A 23,392-nucleotide genomic window follows, 5' to 3' on the forward strand; every position below is an offset into this window, starting at 1 on the left:
CAGTCGGCGACGTCCCCGGCCGGCCGGATCCGGATCAGCGGCAGCAGCGGCCCCGCCCGCCAGCCCGTCTGCTCCTCCACGTGCCGGGCCGCCGCCTCCTCCGGCTCCTCGTCCGGCCCGATCTCGCCGAGCGGGATCTCCCACCCCCACGTGTCGGTGATCGGCCGGTGCCGCCACAGGAGCAGCACCCGACCGCCATGGAACACGACGGCGCCGGCGGCTCTCGGCGTACGGATGAAGGGTTGCTCCACGCGCCCACCGCCGGTCAGCTCGACGTCCGCGACCCGCAGGTCGACCCCGTTCGCCGCGTAGAGCAGCTTTTCCGACCGCCGCCGCATGGAATGCTCCTCACCCGTTCGCCGGGACGTGGCCCGCCGGCTACCGCCAGGACCGCTCTCCTGAGAATACGCATAGGAATAGCTACGCTCCGGCGTGGCAGGGAAATGTCAGAGGGGGAGATTAGCCTGAGCGGTGTCGTCCCGACGTGGGGCGGCGCCGGGCTCCGGCTCGGCTCCGAGGCGAGGTCCCATTGTTCGACCGGAGGGGAAGCGATCGTGGTGTCTTTCGCGGGCGGCGGGCTGCCCTCGGACGACGTCGTCGTCACGGCCCTGCGCGCCGGCGATGAGGCGATGTTCGCGGCGCTGCTCGACACCTGGTCCAGGGGCATGTTGCGGGTCGCGAGGTCCTACGTGTCCACCGACCACTCCGCGGAGGAGGTCGTCCAGGACACGTGGCTGGCGGTGATCGACGGGATCGGCGGATTCGAGGGCAGGTCCTCGGTCAAGACGTGGGTCTACCGCATCCTGGTCAACTCCGCGAAGAAGCGCGGCGTGCGGGAGAGCCGCACGCTGCCGTGGAGCGCCGTCGAGCAGGACGGCGGCCCGCCGCCGGGCGGGTGGAGCGATCTCACGGCGGTCTGGCCGACGCCCGAGGGCGAGGCGCTGGCCGCGGAGGTACGCGCGCTGATCGCCGAGGCCCTGGCCCGGCTGCCGCCCCGGCAGCGGATCGTGATCACCCTGCGCGACGTGGAGGGCTGCACCTCCGACGAGGTCTGCGAGATCCTGGAGATCTCCGCGGCCAACCAGCGGGTCCTGCTGCACCGTGCCCGCACGGCTGTACGCGGCTGGCTGGCGGACTACTACGACTCGGTCAAGCAGCCCGAATAGCGGGTCCGAAAACCGCGGCGCGCCATCCGGTCCGCGCAGCGGCGACAATATGTGAAACGGTTCATCCCAGAGACAAGGGCGGTCAACGTCGTGAAGCGGTTCACCTGCGACGAACTGGTGGAACTCCTCACCGCCTACCTTGAAGACGCCCTCGACCGGCCGTCACGCGACGGCGTACAGGCGCATCTGTCCTGCTGCGAGGGGTGCGAGCGCTACTTCGGGCAGTTCCGGGCCACCATCACGGCCCTCGGCGACCAGCCGCCGGAGAAGCTGTCCGCGGACGTGCGCGACCGGCTCATGTCCGCCTTCCGCGAGCACCACCGGTCCTGAGCCTCCTCACCTGGCGAAGCTCTCGTGCAGAGCGGCCAGCACCGGCGGCGGGACGACGCCGTCGCGCAGGCACCTCATGGCCGCGATCGTGGCGAGGACCTGCGCCAGCCACCCCGAGCAGGCCGGGCACGCGCCCAGATGGTCCGCGACGACCCGATGCCGGCCGGCCGGGAGCGCCTCCTCCAGAAAGTCCGTGAGCAGCGTCAGCACCTCGTCGCAGCCCATTGGTCGCAGCTCCATGTGAACTAGTGCCCGGCACACCCCATCCGTTACACGAAATTCGTCTGTAACGATCGCGCCCCTCGCGGATCTATAGCTCCGGAGTCTGCGGCGAGGGGGAGACGATGATCGGGGTCACGGCCGAGAGCGCACCGCTGCGGGACGCCTCGGAGGTGGCGGACTTCGCGCGCCGCTGCTTCCGTCCCGCCCCCACTGACCAGGTGGGAGTCGAGCTGGAGTTCCTGATCTTCGACCGCACGGAGGCCGCCAGGCACGTCCCGCTGGCCCGGGCCGAGCGGGCGCTGCCGGCGGAGCTGCCGGGCGGGAGCCGGGTGACGTTCGAGCCGGGCGGCCAGCTCGAACTGTCCGGACCGGCCGGCCCGCTGCCCGGCACGGTGGCCCGACTGGCCGCCGACGTGGCCGCCGTGCGCGACGCGCTGCGGGCGGCCGGGCTGGTGCTGGCCGGGGTGGGCCTCGATCCCGTACGCGCGGCCCGCCGCCAGCTGACCCTGCCCCGGTACGAGGCGATGGCCGAATACCTCGGCGTGCCGTACGGGGCGCTCATGATGTGCTCGACCGCGTCCATCCAGGTCAACCTGGACTTCGGCGAGCACCCCGCGACCCGGTGGGAACGCGCCCACGAGCTCGGTCCCGTGCTGCTGGCGGCCTTCGCCAACTCGCCCTTGAGCGGCGGCCGGCCGTGCGGCTGGATGTCGGGCCGCCAGGCCGTCTGGGACAACCTCGACCCCACCAGGACCTCGCCCGTGCCCGCCACGGGCGACCCCGCCGCTGACTGGGCCGAATACCTGCTGGACGCCCGCGTCATGCTGGTACGCGAGGACGACGAGCGCTACCGCCCCGTCCGCGACGGCTCGACGTTCCGCGACTGGCTGGACGGGGCCGGGGGCCGCCGCCCCACCGCCGAGGACCTGGCCTACCACGCCACCACCGTCTTCCCGCCGGTCCGCCCCCGCGGCTGGCTGGAGATCCGCTACCTCGACGCGCAGCAACCGGCGGCCTGGCCGGTCTGCGTGGCCGTGACCCACGCCCTCATCGCCGACGACCGGGCCGCCGACGCCGCGATGGCCGCCGTGGAGCCGTACCGGGGGGCGTACCCGGACCTCTGGGGCAGCGCGGCGCGCTGCGGGCTGGCCGATCCCCGCCTGCGCCGGGCCGCCGAGGTGGCCTTCCGCGCGGCGCTGGAGGCGCTGCCCCGCCTCGGCGCGGGCCCCGGCCTGGCCGGCGAGGTGGCCGCGTTCGCCGACCGGCACGTGACGACGGGCCGCTCGCCGGCGGCCGACCTGATGGACCCGACGCCGGGGCGTGCGGCCCCGGCCTGGCTCGACGAAGGACTGCTATGAACGACTTCAAGGAACGCATCGCCAAGGAGCTCATCGCGGTGCGCGACCGGTCGCTCGCCTACACGGAGGCGGACGACGACCTTCTCGTACGCCAGCACTCGCCGCTGATGTCACCCCTGGTGTGGGACCTGGCGCACGTGGGCAACTACGAGGAGCTCTGGGTGCTGCGCGAGGCCGGGGGCATCACGCCGCTGCGCCCCGAGATCGACGACATCTACGACGCGTTCAAGACCCCGCGCAAGGACCGCCCCAGCCTGCCCTTCCTGGGTCCGGCCGAGGCCCGCCGCTACATCGAGGGCGTGCGCGGGCGGGTGCTCGACGTGCTCGACGCCGTCGACCTGGAGGCCCCCTCCCCGCTCCACCGCGACGGCTTCGTGTTCGGCCTGGTGATCCAGCACGAGCACCAGCACGACGAGACCATGCTCGCCACCCTCCAGCTCTCGGGGCAGCCCGGCCTCGTACGCGACGGCGACCTGCCGCCCGGCCGCGCCGGAGGCCCCGAGGAGGTGCACGTCCCGGCCGGCCCCTTCCTCATGGGCACCGACACGCTGCCCTGGGCCTACGACAACGAGCGGCCGGCCACCTGGGTGGACCTGCCCGGCTACTGGATCGACCGGCTGCCCGTCGGCAACGGCGCGTACGCGGCCTTCGTCGAGGACGGCGGGTACGACGACCCGCGCTGGTGGACCCCCGAGGGCTGGCGGTGGCGGCAGCGCAGCGGCGCCACCGGCCCGCTGTTCTGGACCAGGGACGGCGGCTCCTGGTGGCGCAACCGCTTCGGCCGCACGGAGCCGGTCCCGATGGACGAGCCCGTCCAGCACGTGTCCTGGTACGAGGCCGACGCCTACGCCAGGTGGGCCGGCAAGCGGCTGCCCACCGAGGCCGAGTGGGAGAAGGCGTGCGGCTGGGATCCCCGGGAGCGGCGCTCGCGCCGGTACCCCTGGGGCGAGGCCGACCCGGGGCCCTCCCTGGCGAACCTCGGCCACCGCGCCGCGCATCCGGCGCCGCTGGGCGCGTACCCGGCCGGGGCCTCCGCCTACGGCGCCGAGCAGATGGTGGGGGACGTGTGGGAGTGGACCGACTCCTGGTTCCGCGGTTACCCGGGTTTCCGCAGCTTCCCGTACAAGGAGTACAGCGAGGTGTTCTTCGGCGAGGAGTACCGCGTGCTGCGCGGCGGCTCGTGGGCGGCCGACCCGGCGGCGGTGCGGACCACGTTCAGGAACTGGGACTACCCGATCCGGCGGCAGATCTTCACCGGCTTCCGCTGCGCCCGGTCGGAGCTGGTCTGAGGTGTGCAGGCACGCCGCCTGGCTGGGCGCCGCCCGCCCGCTCACCTCGCTGATCCACGAGCCCGAGCACGGGCTCCTCAAGCAGTCGTACGCCCCCCGCCGCCAGCGGGCCGGCCTGATGAACGTCGACGGGTACGGCATGGGCTGGTACGACCCCCGCCGCGCCGAGCCGGTGCGCTATCGCCGTGCCGTGCCCATCTGGACCGACGCCAACCTGCCCGCCCTCGCCGAGGTGGCCCGCTCGACCTGCCTGCTGGCGGCCGTGCGCTCGGCCACCGTGGGCATGCCGGTCGAGGAGAGCGCCACCGCGCCGTTCGCCGACCGGACCTGGCTGATCAGCCACAACGGCCGCGTCGCCAGGGACGCGGTCAAGGATCTCGCCGACGGCGCCGAGAGCACCTGCGACGCCGCCTGGGTCGCGGCGGCCGTGTTCCAGCGCGGGCGCGCCGGGGCCGGGCTGGGCGAGGCGCTGGCCGAGGTCGTCGTACGGGCCGGGGAGAAGGACCCCGCCGCCCGCCTGAACCTGCTCGCCTGCGACGGCGCGTCCATCGCCGCGACCGTCTGGGGCGACACCCTGTTCCACCATCGAACCCACGACGGCGTGCTGGTGGCCAGCGAGCCGCTCGACGACCTGCCGGGCTGGCAGGCCGTACCCGAGCGCAGCCTGCTGACCGTCACCCGCGACGACGTACGCGTCCAGCCGTTGTGATCTCACTCCAGGAGGCTTCGTGCCCGTCAGCCAGTCCACCGTGCATGTGATCAACCACCTCGACCGCGACTACCTGCGCCAGGCCCTGGAGAAGGACGTTCGGAACGGCCTGACGTCGTCACCCAAGTGGCTGCCGCCCAAGTGGTTCTACGACGCCGCCGGCAGCGAGCTGTTCTCCCGGATCACCCGGTTGCCCGAGTACTACCCGACCCGCCGCGAGCTGGCCATCCTGCGGGCACGGGCCAAGGACGTGGCGGCGGTGGCCGGCGCGGACACGCTGGTCGAGCTGGGTTCGGGCACCAGCGAGAAGACCGTCCTGCTGCTGGACGCGCTGTCGGCGGCGGGCACGCTGCGCGGCTACACGCCGGTGGACGTGGACGCGGTCACCCTGGAGGCGGCGGCGCGGCGGCTGGCCGGGCGCTATCCCGGGCTGGCCGTAGTCGGGGTGTGCGCCGACTTCGAACGGCACCTCGCGCTGCTGCCCCGCACGGGGCGGCGGATGGTGGCCTTCCTCGGCGGCACGATCGGCAACCTCGAACCGGTCGCCCGCGCGGCCTTCCTGAACGATCTGCGGGCCACGCTGCGACCGGGGGACACGTTCCTGCTGGGGGCCGACCTGGTGAAGGACACGGGACGGCTGGTGGCGGCCTACGACGACGCGGCGGGGGTGACGGCCGAGTTCAACCGGAACGTGCTGCGGGTGATCAACCGGGAGCTGGACGCGGACTTCGACCCCGAGGCGTTCGCGCACGTGGCGGTGTACGACCCGGAGCAGGACTGGATCGAGATGCGGCTGCGGGCGACCCGGGCCATGCGGGTGCGGGTCGGCGGGCTCGGGCTTGAGGTGGAGTTCGCGGCGGGGGAGGAGATGCGTACGGAGATCAGCGCCAAGTTCCGGCCGGAGGGGCTGCGGGAGGAGCTGGAGGCGGCCGGCTTCCACGTACGGCGCCGCTACACCGACCCGGCCGGCGACTTCACCCTGATCCTGGCCGAAGCGTGACCCTCGACCCCATCCGCGCTCCCCGGCCTTCCGACGCTCCCGGCCCCGCGCCGGGGGCAGGGGTGGGGGAGGCGTGGCGGGCGGCCAGGAGCGTGGCACCGCCCGGCCACCTGGACGCGGCCGGCTGCAACGTGCCCAGCGACCGGGTGCTCGACGCGGTCGTGGCGCACCTGCGGCTGGAGCGCGAGCGCGGCGGTTACGGGGCGGTCCCCGACCTCGCCACCTCCCGGGAGGCCCTGGCCGCGCTGGTCGGGGCCGGGCCGGGCGACGTGGCGTTCCTGGAGAGCGGGACGGCGGCGATGGCGGCGCTGCTGGGCGGCTGGCGGCTCGGTGCCGGCGCCCGCGTCGGCTGCGCCCGCACCGAGTACGGCAGCACGCTCATGCTCCTGCGCCGCCTGGCGGCACGGCACGGCTGGCACCTGGTCGAGCTGCCGGTGGACGGCGACACCCGCATCGACCCCGACGGGCTGCGCGCCCGGCTGTCGGCGGGCCTGGACCTGGTGGTGGTCTCCCACATCGGCTCCCATCGCGGGGTGGTGCAGCCGGCGGTCGAGATCGGGGCGCTGTGCCGCCGGGCGGGCGTGCCGTTCGTGCTGGACGTCTGCCAGTCGCTGGGGCACGTGGAGGTGCGGGGGACGGGGGCCGGCGCGTACGTGGGGACGTCGCGCAAGTGGCTGGCCGGCCCGCGCGGCGTCGGCTTCCTGATCACCCCCGGCCTGACCCCCGCCATGGACGCCCCTGCCCCGACACTCGGCGGCCACGTGTGGCACGACCCGTCGTGGCAGGACGTCGTGCCTGAGGCCGGTGGCCTGTCACGGGACGGGGGAGTGTGGGCGCGCGGAGGCGGCGAGGCGTCGTGGGGGGACGTCGCGCCGGAGGCCGGTGGCCTGTCACGGGACGGGGGAGTGTGGGCGCGCGGAGGCGGCGAGGCGTCGTGGGAGGGCGGGGAGCCGGTGCCGGTGCCCGGGGCGGCGCGTTACGAGAGCTCGGAAGCGGCCGTCGCGGCCCGGGCCGGGCTCGGCGTGGCGGTCCTGGAGCACCACGCGCTCGGCCCAGCGGCCGTCCACGCGCACCTGGCCGAGCTCGGACGCACGGCCCGCGAGCTGCTCGACGGGGCGGGCGGCTGGCGCGTGGCCGAGCCGCTCGACGAGCCGTCGGCCCTGGTGACGCTCATACCCCCGCCAGGCGACACGGCCGAGCGCGCCGCCGCCCGGGCGGCCGAGGCGTCCCTGCTCGTGAGCGTCGTACCGACGGCCAGAGCGCCGCTCGACCTGCGCGAACCCGTCCTCCGCGTCTCCCCGCCCCCAGGCACCCCCGTGGACACGCTGCAGGCTCTCACCCACACCCTGTGTTTTTGAACGGTGTCTATGGATCTTGGAGGACGCTGTGCGCATCGGGTGTTCGGCGCCACGGGTGTCATCGGGTCCCGGGTCGTCGCGGAGGCCGCGCGGCGCGGCCACCAGGTCACGGCGTTCACCCGGGACGCAGCACGCGTCCCGTCCGAGGTCCCGTCCGGCGTTTCGAGCGGCGTCCCGGGCGGTGCCCCGTCCGGCGTCCCGGGCGGTGCCCCGGCACGTCGAGCGGCGGTTCACCGTGGGTTAAGGAGCTCGCCGGTTCATGAGGGTTGATCGCGGTGCCGCCGATGAGATCATGACCGCGAACGCGCGAGATGGAGGCATCCATGCGTATGTTTCGCACTTTAGGCGCCGCGGTCGGGGCCGTCGTGGCGGTGGCGATCATGGCGGCACCGGCCGCTGCCGCGCAGCCGCCCACGTACACCTGGCACAAGCAGACCCTCTGGAAGCAGTACTCGACCACTGATCCGGCCACCGGAGCGGCGGTCGTGACCTGCTTCCGGCTCCCGGCGGTCGTGAAGACCAGGAACAACGTGCTGCTCGCCTTCGCGGAGCGGCGCAACCGGAACAACTGCGCCGACCACGGCGCGTTCGACGTCGTCATGCGGCGCTCCACCGACAACGGAGTCACCTGGGAGGCGAGCAGGACCGTCCTGGCAAGCACCGCCGGGGCGATCCTCCAGGGGAACGCGACCGTCGTGGCCGACTCGACCGGACCCGTGTTCCTGTTCACGACCTCGGAGCCGACCGCCACCCAGACCACGCCGCGCACCCCGAAGGTCCAGGTCAGCAGGGACGACGGGCGTACGTGGTCGGCGCCGGACGACCTGTCGGACGAGATCAAGGCCCCCGCCGGTCCCGGCGACTGGTTCGCCACCGGGCCCGGGCACGGGATCCAGCTCACGCGCGGCGACCACGTGGGCCGGCTGGTGGTGCCGGTCTACTTCGCGGTGGGGAACCAGCAGAGCGTGCGCCTGGTCTACAGCGACGACCATGGCGGCAGCTGGCAGACCGGCGCGACCGCCACGTACGACAAGTCGGTGCTCAAGCTGGGCGAGCAGACCCTGGTCGAGCGGACGGACGGCGGCATCCTCGTGATCGCCCGCAACGGCGCGGTCCCCGACCAGACCTCCGTGCACGGCCTGGCCCGCGGGGTCAGCACGGACGGCGGCCAGACCTTCGACGGCGGGTTCCGCGCCGACAACGCCGTCACCGCGCCCCCGACCCATCCCGCCCTGCTCCGCCAGCGCTGGGACGGCGGCCCGTACACCCGCGTCCTGCTGTCGGCGCCCGCCACCCCGAAGACCGACAACAACCCGGTGGGCATGAGCGTGCGCTCGTCCTTCGACGAGGGGGCCACCTGGCGCAACTACAACGACACGGTCAACAACGCCGGGGTTCGGATCGACAGCGATCATGCGGGGTATTCGGACATGACGCTCATCGGCAACGGCGCCATCGGTGTGCTGTACGAGGCGGGAGCGGCCCGGTTCCGCGACGAGATCCGGTGGAACTGGTTCTGGGAGAGCGCCATCGGCCTCCACTGAGGCTGAGGCTGAGGCTGAGACTGAGACTGAGGCCGGCGGACGCGTGGCGGCGTGGGGCCGTCAGGGGTGGTGGGGGACGAGGAGCTGGTCGAGGGCGGCGGCGACGCGGCGGGTGAAGGGGGAGGCGCTGGCGGGGCCGTGGAAGGGCTGCGTGACGCCCTCCGTGACGCCCTCGATGGTGGCGAGGTCGGCGCCCGGGTGGCAGACGACGTCCGGCGCCGGCAGGTCGGCGAGCAGGAACTCGCCCTGGTCGGCGCGGGCGTCCGACGGGTGGGCGGCGCGCCGGACCCAGCGCGGGCGGTCGGCGCGGTCCAGCCGGTACACGCCCGAGCCCTGGCCGGTCGCCACCCGTACCGGCGACTCGCGGCTCAGGCGAACCCTGATCGAGAACGGCCCGCCGCGCTGGGTGGCCCGGAGCAGGCTGAGCTGGTTGAACTCCTGCGGGTCCGCCAGCCAGCTCACCGGGCCGCCCAGCATCACGGCCAGGTGGGCCAGGACGAACGGGGGCACGCCGATCACCTGCTGGTTGACCGCCGAGACCTCGGTGCTCGCGTCGTGCCGCCACTTGATGGCCGACAGGTAGACCCGCTCGCCCGGCGTGAGCAGGGCGTTCAGGCTGAACAGCCCCGCCACGCCGTAGCGGCGCCAGCCCCAGATCGCGATGCGTTCCGCGCACTCGATGAGCAGCGCGGCGGCCGGGACCGGCCAGGGGCGGGACCAGTCGTGGCCGGCGCAGGACAGCGGGGCGGCGCCCAGCTCGGCGACGCCGGCCGCCGTGTGCGACGGCCGGTCCACGTACACGCTCACCCCGCCGGCGCCGTCCGGGACGCTGAGGACGGTGACGGCGCAGGGCCAGCCGTCCACGTACGCCGCCACCCGGTACGGCCCCAGCAGCCGCGCCGCCCGCGCCATGTCCTCCTCCCCCGACACGACCACGGTGCCGTGCCCGCCGGACCCGGCCCCCGCCTGCACCACGACCCGCTCCGTGCCCACCGCGCGCCGCAGCTCCGCCAGGCTCGGCAGCCGCTCGGCCGGCACGCAACGGATCCGCGCCACGGCGGGCACGCCGGCCGCGCGCAGCAGGTCGTCGAAGAGGTGCCTGGCCTCGATCGTGGCCCGTACGCCGGCGTCGATCGCCGCGACGGTGCCGCCGGGGCCGGCCAGCTCGTGGAGCTGGGCGCCGGCGTACCAGGCGGAGATGACCGGTGGGCGGTCGAGTTTGACCAGGTGGCGGGCGGCGTCGTGGCGTACGCGGCGGAGCCAGCCCTGCCGTTCGGCCACCGAGCGTACGCGGGTGCGGTCCTCGGCGGCGACGACCATGCCCGGCAGGGCGGGGTCCCACGCCGAGTAGCAGCCGATGCTCAGGGCGGGACGCAGGGCCTCGATGGGGGCGGGGCCGGTGTAGCCGGTACGCAGGGCGGTGCTGAACCGGCCGACGGAGACCAGCGGCCGGCCCGCCAGCGCGGCCAGCAACTCGGCCTGCGCCACCTCGGCCGGCGCCCCGGCCTCCATCCCGGGCTGCCAGCCGTCACGGTTCACCCGCCGAGGCCCGTCGTCTTGGGCCGGGTGGCCGGGTTCGGGGTCGCGGTTCACGCGCCCCCGAGGCTCGTCGTCCTGGGCCGGGTGGCCGGGCTCGGGGTCGCTGCCGGCGTGCCCGGGGCCGTTGTCGCAGCTCATGCGTTCGGGGCCGCTGTCGCGGCTCATGCGCCAGGGGCCGCTGTCCGCGGGACCGCTCACTCGTGCACCATCCTCGTATCGGCCGGTCCGGGAGACCGCTGATGCCGTGGGCATCACGGTCCGCACTATTGACGGTGCGCTGCGTACGGCGGATCGTCGAGAGCACCGCGATGTGAAGCGATGTGAAGCTGCGATGCCGCCACGGCGTACCCGCCCCGTCGTGAACGGGGCCCTCGCCGCGCTGATCGAGGAGGCCGGCTGGACGCACGCCGCCACCGCGCAGCACGTCAACGCCGTCGCCGCCGAGACCGGGGAGCGGATCCACTATGACCGCTCGGCGGTGGGGCACTGGCTGACCGGCACCGTTCCCAGGCCCGAGGCGATCCGCGCCGCCGTGGAGGCGTTCCGGCGCCGCCTCGCCCGGCCGGAGCTCTCCCCGACGCATCTCGGCTGGCCGGATCCCGGAACGGCGCCGCCCGCCGACGACCCGTGGCGCGGCGACCCGGTCGCCCGCCTGGCCACGCTGGGGGAGGACGACCTGCTCAACCGCCGTACCGTACTGACCGCCGGCACGTTCACGCTGGCCGCTCTCTCCGGCCTGTCCGGCCACCGAGCCGCGGTCCGGGCCCCGGGCCCCGCCGGCAGGGTGGGCGCGGGCGACGTGGCCCGTATCCGCGCCGCCACCGCCAGCTTCGCCGACCTGGACGACCAGTACGGCGGCGGCCACGCCCGCGTCGCGGTCGCCGCGTACCTGTCGCGCGAGGTCACGCCCCTGCTGCACGATGCGACCGGCCGCACCCGCCCCGACCTGTTCACCGCCGCGGCCGAGCTGAGCTACCTGGCCGCCTACATGGCCATGGACGCCGGCGCGAACGTGCTCGCCCAGCGCTACTACATCAGCACCGTACGGCTCGCGGACGAGGCCGGCGACCTGGTGCTGCGGGCGACGGCGTTACGCAGCATGGCCGTGCAGGCCGCCGAGCTCGGGCACGACGGCGAGGCGCTTGCGCTGGCCGACGCCGCCGCCTCCGCCCTCGGCGGGCACGGCCCCCGCCGCACGCTGGCCTGGATCACCGGCATGCGCGCCGAGGCGCACGCGGCGGCCGGCACCCGCTGGGACGCCCTGAACCTCCTCCGCAGTACGGAGACCCAGCTCGAACGCGCCGACTCCCCGCCGGAGACGGAGTGGACGGGCAACTACCGGCGCGAATCCCTGGAGCACCAGATCGGCCTGACCCTCACCCAGCTCGGCGACCACGCCACCGCCGCCCGCCACTTCACCGCCTCCATGAACGCCCGCCGTCCCGTCGAGCTGCGCACCCGTGCCCTGATCGGCCTGCGGGCGGCGCACGCCTACCTGCGGGCCGGCGACCCGGAGCAGGCCGCCGCCACCGCCCTCGGCCTCAGCGACGACGTACGGCTGATCGCCTCGGCCCGGGTGCGCGACGAGGTCCGCCGCCTCCGGGACGGGTGGCAACGCCACCGCGCCTGCCCGCTCGTCGCCGAGGCCGACAGCGCCATGGCCGGCCACCCGCTTCCACCCACCAGACCGGGCCGTCGCTCCCCACGCCCAGGCCCCCGCCCTGACCGATGAGCACCTGGAGCCCCCGGGGCCTCTGCCGGTCCCGGGCCTCCGCCTGTCCCGGGCCCTCCGCCTGTCCCGGGCCTCCGCCGGTCCCGCGCCCCCCGCTGATCCCGCGGGTCTGGCCCCGCGCCGGGCCTGGCTCCCCGCTGTCCCGCGCGCCCCGTGTGCCCGCCCCCCGCCCCCGCGCGCCCGCGCCCCCGATGCCTTCGGGTCTGACGCGCCCGCGCCGCTCGCGCGGTCCGTGCCTTCCGCGGGTCCCCTGCCTCGACGCCCTGCGTGCCCGACGCCCTGCGCGCACGGAGCCCGCATGTGCCCTCCGCGCGCCAGGAGCCGCTGGCGAGGGCGGTGGGGCGGCGGGGCGGCAGGGCGATGGGGCGACTGAGCGGTGGGTGGTGGGACCGTGCGGCAGGGCCGTGCGGGAGGTCAGTGCGGGAGGTCAGTGCGGGAGGGTGCGGGAGGCGACGAGGTCGCCGTCCTGGAAGCCCTCCACCCGAATGACGTGAGCCGACCCTGCCCCGGGCACCGGCACGGTCGTGACCTCCCGGGTCACGTTCACCGACGCCACCGGCCGGCCGTCCAGGTAGACGTCGGCCCGGTCCACCAGCCGCGTCGTGAGCGTCAGCTCGCCGGCCGCCCCGGAGACCTGCACGTCGAGCCGCCGCACCGGCCGCCCCGCGAGCAGTTCCCCCGCCCGCGTGAGCAGGTCGGCGTTGTCCTGCAGGACGTCCTTGCGGGTCATCTGGTGGCGGAAGTCGGGCACCACCCCGAGGTCCTCGACGGGCGTGCCGGCGAGCTCGTGGACCCGCAGCGTACGCCGTACCGACACCCGCATGTTCGCCTGCCCGGGCAGCGGCCGGTAGGGGTTGTCGGGTACGGGCGTGGGCAGTTCGAGCAGGACCTTGAGCAGCTCGTGGGTCCACACGTTGGCGCCGCCCGCGCCGGTGTTGTCGTCGGTGCCGAGGATCGGGCCGATCTTGTGGTCCTGGAAGCCGCCGGCGAAGATGTCGGTCGCCGAGTAGCAGAGGGCGTTGGTGACCAGGACGACCGGGCCGAAATACCGCTGGCCGATGGCGTTGGCCCCGCCCGCCGGGGTGATGGGGAAGCTGCCGGAGAAGACGGCGCCGATCTCCAGCGCCTGTTCCATGGACGGGCACCAGGGGCCGAGGTCGATCTGGCCGGTGGGGTTCTCCTGGTGCTGCTTGCAGATCCGCTGGTTCAGGGCCGAGGTGATGAACTGCGTCGGCTCCGGCACGATCGGGCGCGGCGTGAGCGTCTGCAGCAGGAACTCGCTGGCGTGGATGTGCCCGCCGCCGTTGCCGCGCACGTCTACGATGAGCCCGTTCTGCGGCAGGAGCGCGACGAGCCGGAGGAACTCCCCTACGAACGCGTCCGGGTCGTTGACGTTGAAGCTGAAGATGCGGATGTGGCCGAAGATGCCCGACGGCGTGTCGACGCTCTTGGCCCGGAAGAAGCCCGGCATGGACGTCGGGATGTCGGCGCCCGGCGCGGCGGGCTCGGCCGTCAGCTCGGTGCCGCCCACGATCTCCTGCGTCGAGACGGCCTCCGGGATGTACAACATCTTGAGCGCCCGGCCGATCTCGTCCGCGCCGAGGTCGAGGCCCTGGGCGACGGCGGCGACGCTGAGCTGGTCGGCGTCCACGAAGGACGGCTGGTTGTCGTCGACCCGCCAGCTCTCGCGCAGCTCGCGGCGGATGCCGTCGGCGCCGACGTACGTCAGCACGACCCAGGTCTCGTCCGGCGGCACATGCAGGCGCAGCGGCCGGATCGTCAGGGACTGTAGGCCGCGCGCGTGCCGGGCCGCCGGGTTGCTGCCCGCGAACCGGGCCGCGTTGATGTCCACCGCCCGGTCGATCGGGATGCCGTTCCAGTGGGTGACCTCCACGCCGGGGGCGAACCCGGGGGCGGAGAAGCCCGCGACCGTCCTGGTCACCACGTAGTGGCGCTCCTCGCCGACGTAGTACTCCTCGATCAGGTACGGCAGGTAGGCGATCTTGCCGGCGTACGGCAGAGGGAGGATGTAGTTGGTGTGCAGGTCGCGTACGGAGTGGAAGATCTCCGATATCTCCGCGTGGAAGCGCCATTCCGGGCCCATGGTCCTCGGGGTCTGCCGGTTCAGCCGCACGGCGAGCAGCCGCAGCCGCTGCACCGGGTTCACGGCGTGCATCGCGGCCTTCAGCGGCAGATGTACGTAGTTCTGCTCGATGAGCAGCAGCGCCTGCTGGACCAGGAGCTTCCTGTCGTCGAGCGTCAACCTGTCCGCCGTGCGCAGGAAGTCCTGGAGCTCCTGCTTCGCCGCCGCACCTGATGGCTCGGTCATGTCTTCCACCCACCCCGGGTCGTCGTCCGCGTGCGGGCGCGGGGGATCGGCTCCCGCGCCCGGATACCGGAACGCTTTCACCGGGCGCGCGGCTCCGCCAGAGGAGGTGACCTAGGGGTTTCCCTAGCCTGTGGCCATTTTGGTCGACGAGTGGAACATGCTCGGGATGCCGGCTCGGCCGTAGCTCGGCAAGGGAGGTCAGAAGGCGTAGTTGCGCAGGACGGACAGGGCCTCGGCGGCGTGCGGGCCGGTGGCCTTCAGCGCCGAGTCGGCGGGGGCGAGGCGGCGGGCGCCCACCCGGCAGAAGTCGGCCGCCGGTCCGGTGATGACCGAGGGGGCGTCGGGGTCGCCGAGGTGCCACAGGTCGCCGTCGGGCGAGGTGAGCTCGCACCGGACGGGCCCGCCCGAGAGGCCCTCGACGTCGAACGCGTACGGCAGCGTACGGTGCCCCAGCCAGGCGATGTGGCGCAGCCGCGAGGTGTCGGGGTAGGCGATGCCCAGGGGCGCGGTGATGTCGTAGGCGTGGGCCCAGTGCTCGGCCAGGCGGGTGGTGGCCAGCGTCGCCGGGGACAGGGAGGCGGCCACCCAGGTCAGGCGGCTGCCCTTGGGATGGGCGCGGAGGGAGCCGGGCGTGGCGGAGGTGGCCGCGCGCCAGCGGGCCAGCACGTCGGCGGGGGAGATGGCGCGCTCGGCGGCCACGAGGGCGTCGGCCATGGCGTCGACCTCGCCGGGGGACCTGCGGTCGGCCAGCTCACCGGCGATCGAGGCGATGACCAGCTCCTCGCTCTGGGCCAGGTGGAGGACCACGTCGGAGACGGTCCAGCCGGCGGCGGCCGACGGGTGGGCCCACTGGGCGGGGGTGAGGGTGGCCAGGACGGCGTCGAGCTGCTCGTACTCGGCTGCGAGGTCGTCGAAGATGTCCGTCATGCCACACCACACTACAGAATAATGTTCGGTAGGGGTCTCAGGTGAGGAGGGGGAGTTCGCCGAACCGGTGGGCGGACCACAGGCGGCGCGAGGTCTCCTCCGGGTAGGGCACGACGGACGGCTGGGTGTCGAAGAGGCGGACCAGGCGCCGCCCGGGCTCGTACGCCGCCCACCCCGGCCCCTCGCCCGCCGCGAAGGCCGTCCACGTGCGGCGGAAATCGGCCGACACGCGCTCGGCCTCGGCCGGTGCGGGGTCGCCGAGGAAGAACCGGCCCATCCCGCTGTCCAGGTTGCCGAAGACCAGCGGCACGTCGAGGGCGTGGCAGGCGCCCAGCGCGCCGCCCATGACAGGGCTGGCCCAGGTCAGCTCGTACGCGTGCACCCGGCCGCCCCCGGCCGCCTGCGCGTCGGCCAGGCGCAGGGAGGGCATGCGGAACAGCCAGTCGGACCGGACCAGCTCGCCCAGCAGCTCGGGCTCCGCCCCGGGGAAGGCGTCGCGGTAGGGCAGCCCGGGCGCGAACGTACGCAGCAGGACGTCGGCCGAAGGCCCCGCCGACCTTCCCGTCTGCGTGAACAGGCGGTATTCGTCCCGGTTGTGGCCCACGATCAGCTCGACCCCGCGGGCCGCCCCGTCCGCCAGCGCCGCCCAGGGGTCGCGGGGCAGGACGTCGCCGTCCACGACGGGGGAGAACGGGGTGACGGTGCGGGCGACCGGGCCCCAGCGGTCCTCGTACTCGGGCATCTTGGCCGTCACCGCGTCGGCGGCGGCCACGAGCCGGTCGGGCGCGACGTCGGCGAGGTCGGCGACGGTGGGCCGCAGGCCCAGCTCGGCGGCCAGGACCGCGCCGATGCCGGCGGCCAGCGGCGCGGAGAAGTACGTGCCGGGGACGCTCTGCGCGATCGCGCGCCCGAACAGCCCCGCCGCGCTCGGCATGGCCATGAGCGCGGCCACGGACCCGGCCCCGGCGGACTCGCCGAACACCGTCACCCGCCCCGGATCGCCCCCGAACGCCGCCACGTTGTCCCGCACCCACTCCAGCGCGGCCACCTGGTCGAGCAGCCCCCGGTTGGCCGGCGCCCCCTCGATGTGGGCGAACCCCTCCATCCCCACCCGGTAGTTGAGCGTGACCACGACCGCGTTGCCCTCGCGGGCGAGCACCGCGCCGTCGTAGACGGACTCGCCGGCGTCACCGCCGCGGTACGCGCCCCCGTAGATCCACACCATCACCGGCAGCCCGGCCGCGGCGTCCAGGGACGGCGACCAGACGTTGACCGTCAGCCAGCTCTCCCCGCTCCGCTCCGCCACGGGCGCGCCGCCCGGGGAGGGCGCCTGGGGCGGTGGCGGCCCGAAGCCCGGGCAGTCGCGCACGCCGTCCCACGCCTCGGCGGGCACGGGGGCGGCGAACCGCAGCTCGCCGAGCGGCGGCCGGGCGAACGGGATGCCGCGGAAGACCGCCACACCGCCCTCGGCCCGGCCCCGCAGGCCGCCCGCCGCTGTCCTGACCTCTGGCTCCATGCGGCCCACCCCTTCTCGTTCGTCCCAAGATTACGATGGACTACCCTGGCCGTTCGTCGACGAGATTTGACCGTTCGCCGTAAAGATCATCCGCCTTTTCAATACTGCATACCGTATGTGATACCGGTGGGGCGTGGCAGACAGTTCGAGGTCCGTGAGCCCCGCAGGCTTCCTCAGTCGTTCCCGTAGCGTGGCGGCGCCCACCTGGAGCCGTTGGCTCGTGCCGCCGGCGGCGCTCTCCGTGCACCTGGCCATCGGGCAGGCGTACGCGTGGAGCGTCTTCAAACCCCCGCTCGAATCCTCGCTCGGGCTCTCCGGCACGCAGAGCGCGCTGCCGTTCCAGCTCGGCATCGTCATGCTCGGCCTGTCGGCGGCCTTCGGCGGCACGCTCGTGGAGCGCAACGGGCCCCGGTGGGCCATGTTCGTGTCGATGGCCTGCTTCTCCTCCGGCTTCCTGCTCTCGGCGCTGGGCGTGGCCACCGGGCAGTACTGGCTGGTCGTGCTCGGCTACGGCGTCGTGGGCGGCATCGGGCTCGGCATCGGCTACATCTCGCCGGTCTCGACGCTGATCAAATGGTTCCCCGACCGGCCGGGCATGGCCACCGGCATCGCGATCATGGGGTTCGGCGGCGGCGCCCTGATCGCCTCGCCCTGGTCGGCGCAGATGCTGGCCTCCTTCGGCCCCAGTACGACGGGGATCGCCACGACGTTCCTCGTGCACGGCCTGGTCTACGCCGCCTTCATGACGATGGGCGTGCTCCTGGTACGCGTCCCGCCCGAGGGCTGGTCCCCGCCGAAGGGCCGGCGCCCGCGCACGGTCAAGTTGCGCCCGCTGATCACCACGGCCGACGTCTCGGCCCGCAACGCCATCCGTACCCCGCAGTTCTACTGCCTGTGGGTCGTGCTGTGCTGCAACGTCACCGCCGGCATCGGCATCCTGGAGAAGGCCGCGCCGATGATCACGGACTTCTTCACCGGCACCACGGCGGCCGTCGCGGCGGGGGCGGCGGCGGGCTTCGTCGCGCTGCTGTCGCTGGCGAACATGGCCGGCCGCTTCGTCTGGTCCTCCACCTCGGACCTGATCGGGCGCAAGAACATGTACCGCGTCTACCTGGGCGCCGGCGCGCTGCTGTACCTCGTCATCGCCCTGTGGGGCGACGCGTCCAAGCCGCTGTTCATCATCTCCGCGCTGGGCATCCTGTCCTTCTACGGCGGCGGCTTCGCGACCGTGCCCGCCTACCTCAAGGACCTCTTCGGCACCTACCAGGTCGGGGCCATCCACGGCCGCCTGCTCACCGCCTGGTCCACCGCGGGGGTGCTCGGCCCGCTGATCGTCAACGCCATCGCCGACGCGCAGAAGGCCGCCGGGCGGTCCGGGCCCGAGCTCTACACCACCTCGCTGTTCATCATGATCGGGCTGCTCGCGGTGGGCTTCCTGGCCAACGAGCTGATCCGGCCCGTGCACGACAGGTATCACGAGCGGCCCGCGCAGCGGCTCGACCCGCAGGCGACGGAGAAGGGACAGACGGTATGAACCCCCAGGAGACGGGCCGGCGTACCGGGCTGATGGTGCTGGCGTGGGCGTGGGTGGGGCTGCCCTTCACGTACGGGGTGTACGAGCTGTTCCTGAAGCTCACCCAGCTGTTCGCCGGCTGACTCACGAGGAGAGCACGAACCCCTCGTAGCCGGCCGCCGCCACCTGGTCGCACTTCTCCCGGTACACCCCCACACCCCCCACGTACGGCATGAACACCCGCGGCTTGCCGGGGATGTTGGCCCCGAGATACCAGGAGTCGGCCCGCACGAAGAGGGTCTGCCCGGCGATCTCGTTGACGTGCGCCATCCAGGCGTCCTCGGCGAGCGGGTCGGCGTCGATGGCCGCGACGCCGCCGGCCCGCAGCCGGGCGACGCAGTCCGCGATCCACTCCACGTGCTGCTCGATCGAGACGATCATGTTGCTCAGCACGGACGGGCTGCCCGGCCCGGTGACGGTGAACAGGTTGGGGAAGCCCGCGGTCATCAGCCCCAGGTAGGTGCGCGGGCCCGCCTCCCACTTGCGGCGCAGCGACAGGCCGCCCTTGCCGGTGATGTCGATGGCCAGCAGCGGGCCGGTCATCGCGTCGTAGCCGGTGGCGTACACGATCACGTCGGCGGGGTGCTCGGCGGCGGCGGTGCGCACGCCGGTCGGGGTGATCTCCACGATCGGGTCCTCCCGGACGTCGACCAGGGTGACGTCCGGCCGGTTGAAGGTGGCGTAGTAGCCGGTGTCGACGCAGATCCGCTTGGTGCCGAGCGGATGGTTCCTGGGCGACAGCTTCTCCGCGACCTCCGGATCGGCCACGATCTCGCGGATCTTGGCGCGGACGAACTCGGCGGCGTGCTCGTTCGCCTCGGAGCTGATGCCGATGTCGCCGTACGCGCCGAGGAACGTGACGCCGCCCTTGGCCCAGCGCGCCTCGAACTCCCGGGCCCGCTCCTCGTCGCCGGCCTCCAGCGCCGAGCCCGGGTTGCCGGGATCGAGCAGCCCGGTGTGGGACTCGCGCATGGCCCGCCGCAGGCCGGGATAGTTCGCCTTGACCCAGCTCTGGTACTCGGGCTCCAGCGGCCGGTTCCAGGCGGGCACGCTGTAGTTGGGGGTGCGCTGGAAGACCGTCACGTGCGCGGCCTGCTCGGCGATGATCGGGATGGACTGGATGCCGGACGAGCCCGTGCCGATGACGGCCACCCGCAACCCGGTGAGGTCGACGCCCTCGTGCGGCCAGCGCCCCGTGTGGTGGCTGGGGCCCCGGAAGGAGGCCGCGCCGGGGAAGTCGGGAACGCGCGCCGCCGACAGGCAGCCGACCGCCGTGACGAGATGGCGGGCCGCGACCCGGTCGCCCCGGTCGGTCTCCACCCGCCACACGTGCTCGGTCTCGTCGTACGCCGCCCGCGTCACCCGGGTCCCGAACCGGATGTCGCGCCGCAGGTCGAACCGGTCGGCGACGTGCTCCAGGTAGCGGAGGATCTCGGGCTGGGACGGGTAACGCTCGGTCCACTCCCACTCCTGCTCCAGCTCGGGGGAGAAGGAGTAGGAGTACTGCATGCTCTCCACGTCGCAGCGGGCGCCGGGGTAGCGGTTCCAGTACCAGGTGCCGCCCACGCCGTCGCCGGTCTCGAAGACGCGTACGGACAGGCCCAGGCCGCGCAGCCGGTGCAGCATGTACAGGCCCGCGAAGCCCGCCCCGACGACCACGGCGTCGTACCTCGCCTGGGGTGTCATGCCACGCTCCGCTCGATGGCGGCGGCGACCATGACGAGCGCGTCCGCGCTGGCGGGCAGCACGTTCACCATCGTGAAGAAGATGTGCATCTGACCCTCGAAGCGCTTGAACTCGACCGGCACGCCCGCCTGGCGCAGCCGCTCGGCGTACGCCTCGCCCTCGTCGCGCAGCACGTCGTGCTCGGCGGTCAGCACCACCGCGGGCGGCAGGCCGGACAGGTCGGCGGCGCGCAGCGGAGAGGCGTCGGGGTTCGTCCGCTGGGCGGGGTCGGGCACGTAGTGGTCCCAGAACCAGACCATGGTGTCCCGGGTGAGCAGGAGCTGGTTCTCCGGGTCGCGGTAGGAGGCGTTGTCCAGGTCGCAGTCGGTGGCCGGGTACACGAGCACCTGCAGCGCGATGGCCGGGCCGCCCTCGTCCCTGGCCCGCCGGGTCACGACGGCCGCCAGGTTGCCGCCCGCGCTGTCGCCCGCCACGACGATCGGCAGGCCGGGCAGGCGGGCGGCGCTCCACAGCAGCGCCGCGTAGGCGTCGCGGGCGGCGGTGGGGTAGCGGTGCTCTGGAGCGAGCCGGTAGCCCACCAGGACGACGGCGCAGCCGGTCCGCGCGGCCAGCTCCCTGCCCAGGGTGTCGAACTCGTCGATGGTGCCGAGGACCCAGCCGCCGCCGTGGTAGTACACGATGACGCCGCGCGGGCTCTCGGACGGGACCAGGACGCGGGCGGGGAACGAGGCGCCGTCCTCCGCCGGGATGGTGACCTCTTCGACGCGTTCCACGTCGGGGCCCTTGCCGTACATCTCGCTCAGCGCCGCGCTGACGGTGCGCGCCTCCTCGGGGGTCGACTCGTGCAGCGGGGCGCCGCCGGCGGCGGCCATCTCCTGCAGGAACCGGGTCGTCGCGTGGTCAAGGGACATGCGAGGTCACCTCATCGGGGGAGCGCGGGCAGTGATCCACCTCACTTCGAACGTAGGATCCATCACGGTTATTGTCTAGAAATATCGTCTGTTGGAGCGTGTGGATGATTGTCTCGGGCATTGACCCCCTTACGCCGATCGTCGTCGGGACCGGGCAGTCCTCGGAACGGATCGGCGAGCCGGGCTACCGCCGCCTGTCGCCCGTCGAGCTGGCCGCCGAGGCCGCCAGGGAGGCGCTCGCCGACACCGGCGCGGACCCCGCCGAGGTCGCCGCGGCCGTCGACACCGTGGCCGGGGTGCGGCAGTTCGAGATCTCCGCGCCCGGCATCCCCTCGCCGCTCGGCAGGTCGAACAACTACCCGCGCTCGGTCGCCGGCCGCGTGGGAGCCGCCCCGCGCCGGGCCGTCCTCGAGACCGCCGGCGGGCAGGCGCCCCAGCACCTGGTCAACGAGCTGGCCGCGACGATCGCCGCCGGGGCGGCCGAGGTCGTCCTGCTCTTCGGCTCGGAGGCCATCTCGACGACCCAGCACCTGGCCGGGGCGGCGCCGCAGAACAGGCCGGACTTCGGCGAGAGCGTCGAAGGCTCCCTGGAGGACCGAGGCTACGGCCTCGACGGGCTCGTCTCGGCCGCGCAGATCGTGCACCGGCTGACGGACGCGCCCAGCCAGTACGCGCTGTTCGACAACGCGCGCCGGGCCCGGCTCGGCCAGACTCGGCAGGAGTACGCGGCCGGCATGGGCGCCCTCTTCGCCCCGTTCACCAAGATCGCCGCGGTCAACCCGCACGCCGCCGCCCCCGTCGAGCGCGGCGCGGCCGAACTCGTCACCCCGACCGCGAGCAACCGCCTCATCGCCGACCCCTACACCCGCTACCTCGTCGCCCGCGAGAAGGTCAACCAGGGCGCGGCGGTCGTGCTGACGTCCGTGGCCGCCGCCCGGCGGCTGGGCGTGCCCGAGGACCGCTGGGTCTTCCTGCACGGCCACGCCGACCTGCGCGAACGCGACCTGCTGGACCGCGCCGACCTCAGCACGAGCCCGGCCGCCACGATGGCCGTCCGGCACGCCCTGGAACAGGCCGGCGTCGCGGCCTCCGACCTGGCGGCCATCGACCTGTACAGCTGCTTCCCCATCGCCGTCTCCAACGTCTGCGAGGGGCTCGGGCTGCCGGTGGACGGGTCGGGAGAGCTGACGGTCACCGGCGGGCTGCCCTTCTTCGGCGGGGCGGGCAACAACTACTCGATGCACGCCATCGCCGAGGTGGTGCGGCGGGTGCGGGCCCTGCCGGGGGCGTACGGGCTGGTGGGGGCGAACGGGGGTGCGCTGAGCAAGTATTCCGCGGGCGTCTACTCCGCCGCGCCCGCGCCCTGGCGGGCCGACCGCAGCGCCGAACTCCAGTCCGAGATCGACTCCTGGGCCCCCGTCGAGCAGGCCCTTCAGCCGCACGGCCGGGCCACGATCGAGACCTGCACGGTCAAGCACCGGCGGGACGGGAGGCGTACGGGGTTCGTGGTGGGGCGCGTGGAGGGCGGGGGCCGCTTCCTCGCCCTGGCGGACGACGAGCGCACCCTGACCTTCCTGTCGGAGGGAGAGCCCATCGGCGAGCCCATCCACGTCCGCCCCGCCGACACCGGCAACCGAGCCACACTCACCCCGTAACCCCGAAGACCCGGACGCCTTGCGCACCCCAAGGCCCGTTCGGGCACGTCACCGCACCCTGCCCCTTTCCGCGAAGGCCCGCACGCCGCAGCCGCCCACACCCCGGACGGGCCTGCGCTCCGGACGGGCCCGCGCCCCGGCCGCGCCTCCTCCCCCACTGGACCTCGGCCGAAGTGCGGTGCGAAAGCGGCAGCGGTGGGTGGGCGCCCCGGGGGTCCCTGGGCGTGGGGTGCGGCCACGGGGGAGGAGGCGGGCAGGTGTGGAGGGCGTGGTCAGGGGCAACGGGACCATGGTGAAGGTGGTTACGGTGTCGTCCTGGCGCGAGCTGGACGATGCGATCAGCGAGGCCGGCAGGTGCGACGGCGGCGGGCCCGCGCATTCGACGCTGGTCTTCCGGGGCCTGGCCCGGAGCACGTACTCGCACATGTCGGGCCTGGCCCGGCTCCGGGGTGACTACGCGGCCGTCGAGTCGCACCTGATACGAAATTTCCGTAAATATGCTCACCGCCAGGCCCCAGGCCCGACCGTCTGGGACTGGCTGGCCCTGG

22 protein-coding genes are annotated in these 23,392 nt (G+C 73.8%); 14 read left to right on the plus strand and 8 right to left on the minus strand.

Features of this window, described 5'->3' with window-relative positions; translation table 11 throughout:
- On the minus strand, positions 1–338 hold a 338-nt coding region (locus ACTWPW_RS55395), incomplete at its 3' end, for an NUDIX hydrolase (RefSeq protein WP_443173737.1).
- A gap of 216 nt (positions 339–554) precedes the next feature.
- On the opposite strand from ACTWPW_RS55395, the gene ACTWPW_RS55400 reads away from it, so the two are divergent.
- Both ACTWPW_RS55400 and ACTWPW_RS55405 read left to right on the plus strand, forming a co-directional pair.
- Positions 555–1,166: an RNA polymerase sigma factor gene (locus tag ACTWPW_RS55400; RefSeq protein WP_375114490.1), complete on the plus strand. Its 612-nt coding sequence runs from the start codon at positions 555–557 to the stop codon at positions 1,164–1,166.
- Positions 1,167–1,256: 90 nt separating this feature from the next.
- Positions 1,257–1,496, plus strand: coding sequence for an anti-sigma factor family protein (locus ACTWPW_RS55405; protein WP_375114489.1), 240 nt, complete (start codon positions 1,257–1,259; stop codon positions 1,494–1,496).
- A gap of 6 nt (positions 1,497–1,502) precedes the next feature.
- Here ACTWPW_RS55405 and ACTWPW_RS55410 read toward each other — a convergent pair whose 3' ends face one another.
- Positions 1,503–1,736 (minus strand): anti-sigma factor family protein, encoded by a 234-nt coding sequence (locus ACTWPW_RS55410; RefSeq protein ID WP_443173738.1) that lies wholly within the window; start codon positions 1,734–1,736, stop codon positions 1,503–1,505.
- Positions 1,737–1,840: 104 nt separating this feature from the next.
- Here ACTWPW_RS55410 and egtA point away from each other — a divergent pair, with 104 nt between their 5' ends.
- The 7 genes from egtA to ACTWPW_RS55445 are packed head-to-tail and all read left to right on the plus strand — an operon-like array spanning position 1,841 to position 8,976.
- Positions 1,841–3,076: an ergothioneine biosynthesis glutamate--cysteine ligase EgtA gene (gene egtA / locus ACTWPW_RS55415; RefSeq protein ID WP_443173739.1), complete on the plus strand. Its 1,236-nt coding sequence runs from the start codon at positions 1,841–1,843 to the stop codon at positions 3,074–3,076.
- Positions 3,073–4,365 (plus strand): ergothioneine biosynthesis protein EgtB, encoded by a 1,293-nt coding sequence (gene egtB / locus ACTWPW_RS55420; RefSeq protein ID WP_375114486.1) that lies wholly within the window; start codon positions 3,073–3,075, stop codon positions 4,363–4,365. The genes egtA and egtB overlap by 4 nt, the downstream gene beginning before the upstream one ends.
- A 1-nt stretch (position 4,366) precedes the next feature.
- A complete protein-coding gene (gene egtC, locus ACTWPW_RS55425; RefSeq protein ID WP_364123762.1) occupies positions 4,367–5,074 on the plus strand; it encodes an ergothioneine biosynthesis protein EgtC in 708 nt (235 codons plus the stop codon).
- A gap of 19 nt (positions 5,075–5,093) precedes the next feature.
- On the plus strand, positions 5,094–6,074 hold the full coding sequence (gene egtD, locus ACTWPW_RS55430) for an L-histidine N(alpha)-methyltransferase (protein ID WP_443173740.1): 981 nt from the start codon (positions 5,094–5,096) through the stop codon (positions 6,072–6,074).
- Positions 6,071–7,432 carry an ergothioneine biosynthesis PLP-dependent enzyme EgtE gene (gene egtE / locus ACTWPW_RS55435; protein ID WP_443173741.1) on the plus strand — a complete coding sequence of 454 codons (1,362 nt, stop codon included), beginning with the start codon at positions 6,071–6,073 and terminating at the stop codon, positions 7,430–7,432. Before egtD ends, egtE begins: the two co-directional genes overlap by 4 nt.
- Before the next feature lie 9 nt (positions 7,433–7,441).
- Entirely contained in the window at positions 7,442–7,702 is a 261-nt protein-coding gene (locus tag ACTWPW_RS55440; protein ID WP_443173742.1) for an NAD(P)H-binding protein, read from the plus strand.
- A 53-nt stretch (positions 7,703–7,755) separates the two neighbouring features.
- Positions 7,756–8,976 (plus strand): sialidase family protein, encoded by a 1,221-nt coding sequence (locus ACTWPW_RS55445; RefSeq protein WP_443173743.1) that lies wholly within the window; start codon positions 7,756–7,758, stop codon positions 8,974–8,976.
- Between the two features lie 60 nt (positions 8,977–9,036).
- Here ACTWPW_RS55445 and ACTWPW_RS55450 read toward each other — a convergent pair whose 3' ends face one another.
- Complete coding sequence (locus ACTWPW_RS55450) at positions 9,037–10,713, minus strand: hypothetical protein (protein WP_443173744.1); 1,677 nt, start codon at positions 10,711–10,713, stop codon at positions 9,037–9,039.
- A gap of 160 nt (positions 10,714–10,873) precedes the next feature.
- Here ACTWPW_RS55450 and ACTWPW_RS55455 point away from each other — a divergent pair, with 160 nt between their 5' ends.
- Positions 10,874–12,247: a hypothetical protein gene (locus ACTWPW_RS55455; protein ID WP_443173745.1), complete on the plus strand. Its 1,374-nt coding sequence runs from the start codon at positions 10,874–10,876 to the stop codon at positions 12,245–12,247.
- A gap of 427 nt (positions 12,248–12,674) precedes the next feature.
- Here the strand turns inward: ACTWPW_RS55455 and ACTWPW_RS55460 are convergent, their stop codons facing one another.
- The 3 genes from ACTWPW_RS55460 to ACTWPW_RS55470 form a co-directional block, all read right to left on the minus strand.
- Complete coding sequence (locus ACTWPW_RS55460; RefSeq protein WP_443173746.1) at positions 12,675–14,576, minus strand: S41 family peptidase; 1,902 nt, start codon at positions 14,574–14,576, stop codon at positions 12,675–12,677.
- 198 nt (positions 14,577–14,774) lie between these two features.
- Positions 14,775–15,503 carry a maleylpyruvate isomerase family mycothiol-dependent enzyme gene (locus ACTWPW_RS55465; protein WP_443173747.1) on the minus strand — a complete coding sequence of 243 codons (729 nt, stop codon included), beginning with the start codon at positions 15,501–15,503 and terminating at the stop codon, positions 14,775–14,777.
- Between the two features lie 37 nt (positions 15,504–15,540).
- On the minus strand, positions 15,541–17,019 hold the full coding sequence (locus tag ACTWPW_RS55470) for a carboxylesterase/lipase family protein (RefSeq protein ID WP_443173748.1): 1,479 nt from the start codon (positions 17,017–17,019) through the stop codon (positions 15,541–15,543).
- 220 nt (positions 17,020–17,239) lie between these two features.
- On the opposite strand from ACTWPW_RS55470, the gene ACTWPW_RS55475 reads away from it, so the two are divergent.
- Together ACTWPW_RS55475 and ACTWPW_RS55480 are read left to right on the plus strand one after the other, a co-directional pair.
- Entirely contained in the window at positions 17,240–18,553 is a 1,314-nt protein-coding gene (locus ACTWPW_RS55475) for an OFA family MFS transporter (protein WP_443173749.1), read from the plus strand.
- The gene (locus ACTWPW_RS55480; protein ID WP_375114475.1) at positions 18,550–18,675 is read left to right on the plus strand and encodes an MFS transporter small subunit; all 126 of its coding nucleotides are present in this window, start codon (positions 18,550–18,552) and stop codon (positions 18,673–18,675) included. Before ACTWPW_RS55475 ends, ACTWPW_RS55480 begins: the two co-directional genes overlap by 4 nt.
- Position 18,676: 1 nt before the next feature.
- Here the strand turns inward: ACTWPW_RS55480 and ACTWPW_RS55485 are convergent, their stop codons facing one another.
- Positions 18,677–20,278: a flavin-containing monooxygenase gene (locus tag ACTWPW_RS55485; RefSeq protein ID WP_443173750.1), complete on the minus strand. Its 1,602-nt coding sequence runs from the start codon at positions 20,276–20,278 to the stop codon at positions 18,677–18,679.
- Complete coding sequence (locus ACTWPW_RS55490; protein WP_375114473.1) at positions 20,275–21,189, minus strand: alpha/beta hydrolase; 915 nt, start codon at positions 21,187–21,189, stop codon at positions 20,275–20,277. The genes ACTWPW_RS55485 and ACTWPW_RS55490 overlap by 4 nt, the downstream gene beginning before the upstream one ends.
- Positions 21,190–21,293: 104 nt before the next feature.
- On the opposite strand from ACTWPW_RS55490, the gene ACTWPW_RS55495 reads away from it, so the two are divergent.
- Together ACTWPW_RS55495 and ACTWPW_RS55500 are read left to right on the plus strand one after the other, a co-directional pair.
- Positions 21,294–22,844, plus strand: a complete 1,551-nt coding sequence (locus tag ACTWPW_RS55495) for an acetyl-CoA acetyltransferase (protein WP_443173752.1) — start codon at positions 21,294–21,296, stop codon at positions 22,842–22,844.
- A 307-nt stretch (positions 22,845–23,151) separates the two neighbouring features.
- Positions 23,152–23,392: FRG domain-containing protein (locus ACTWPW_RS55500; protein WP_443173751.1), on the plus strand; the 241-nt coding region annotated here is incomplete at its 3' end.

The organism is Nonomuraea sp. KM90 (assembly GCF_052246675.1).
GTDB lineage: Bacteria > Actinomycetota > Actinomycetes > Streptosporangiales > Streptosporangiaceae > Nonomuraea.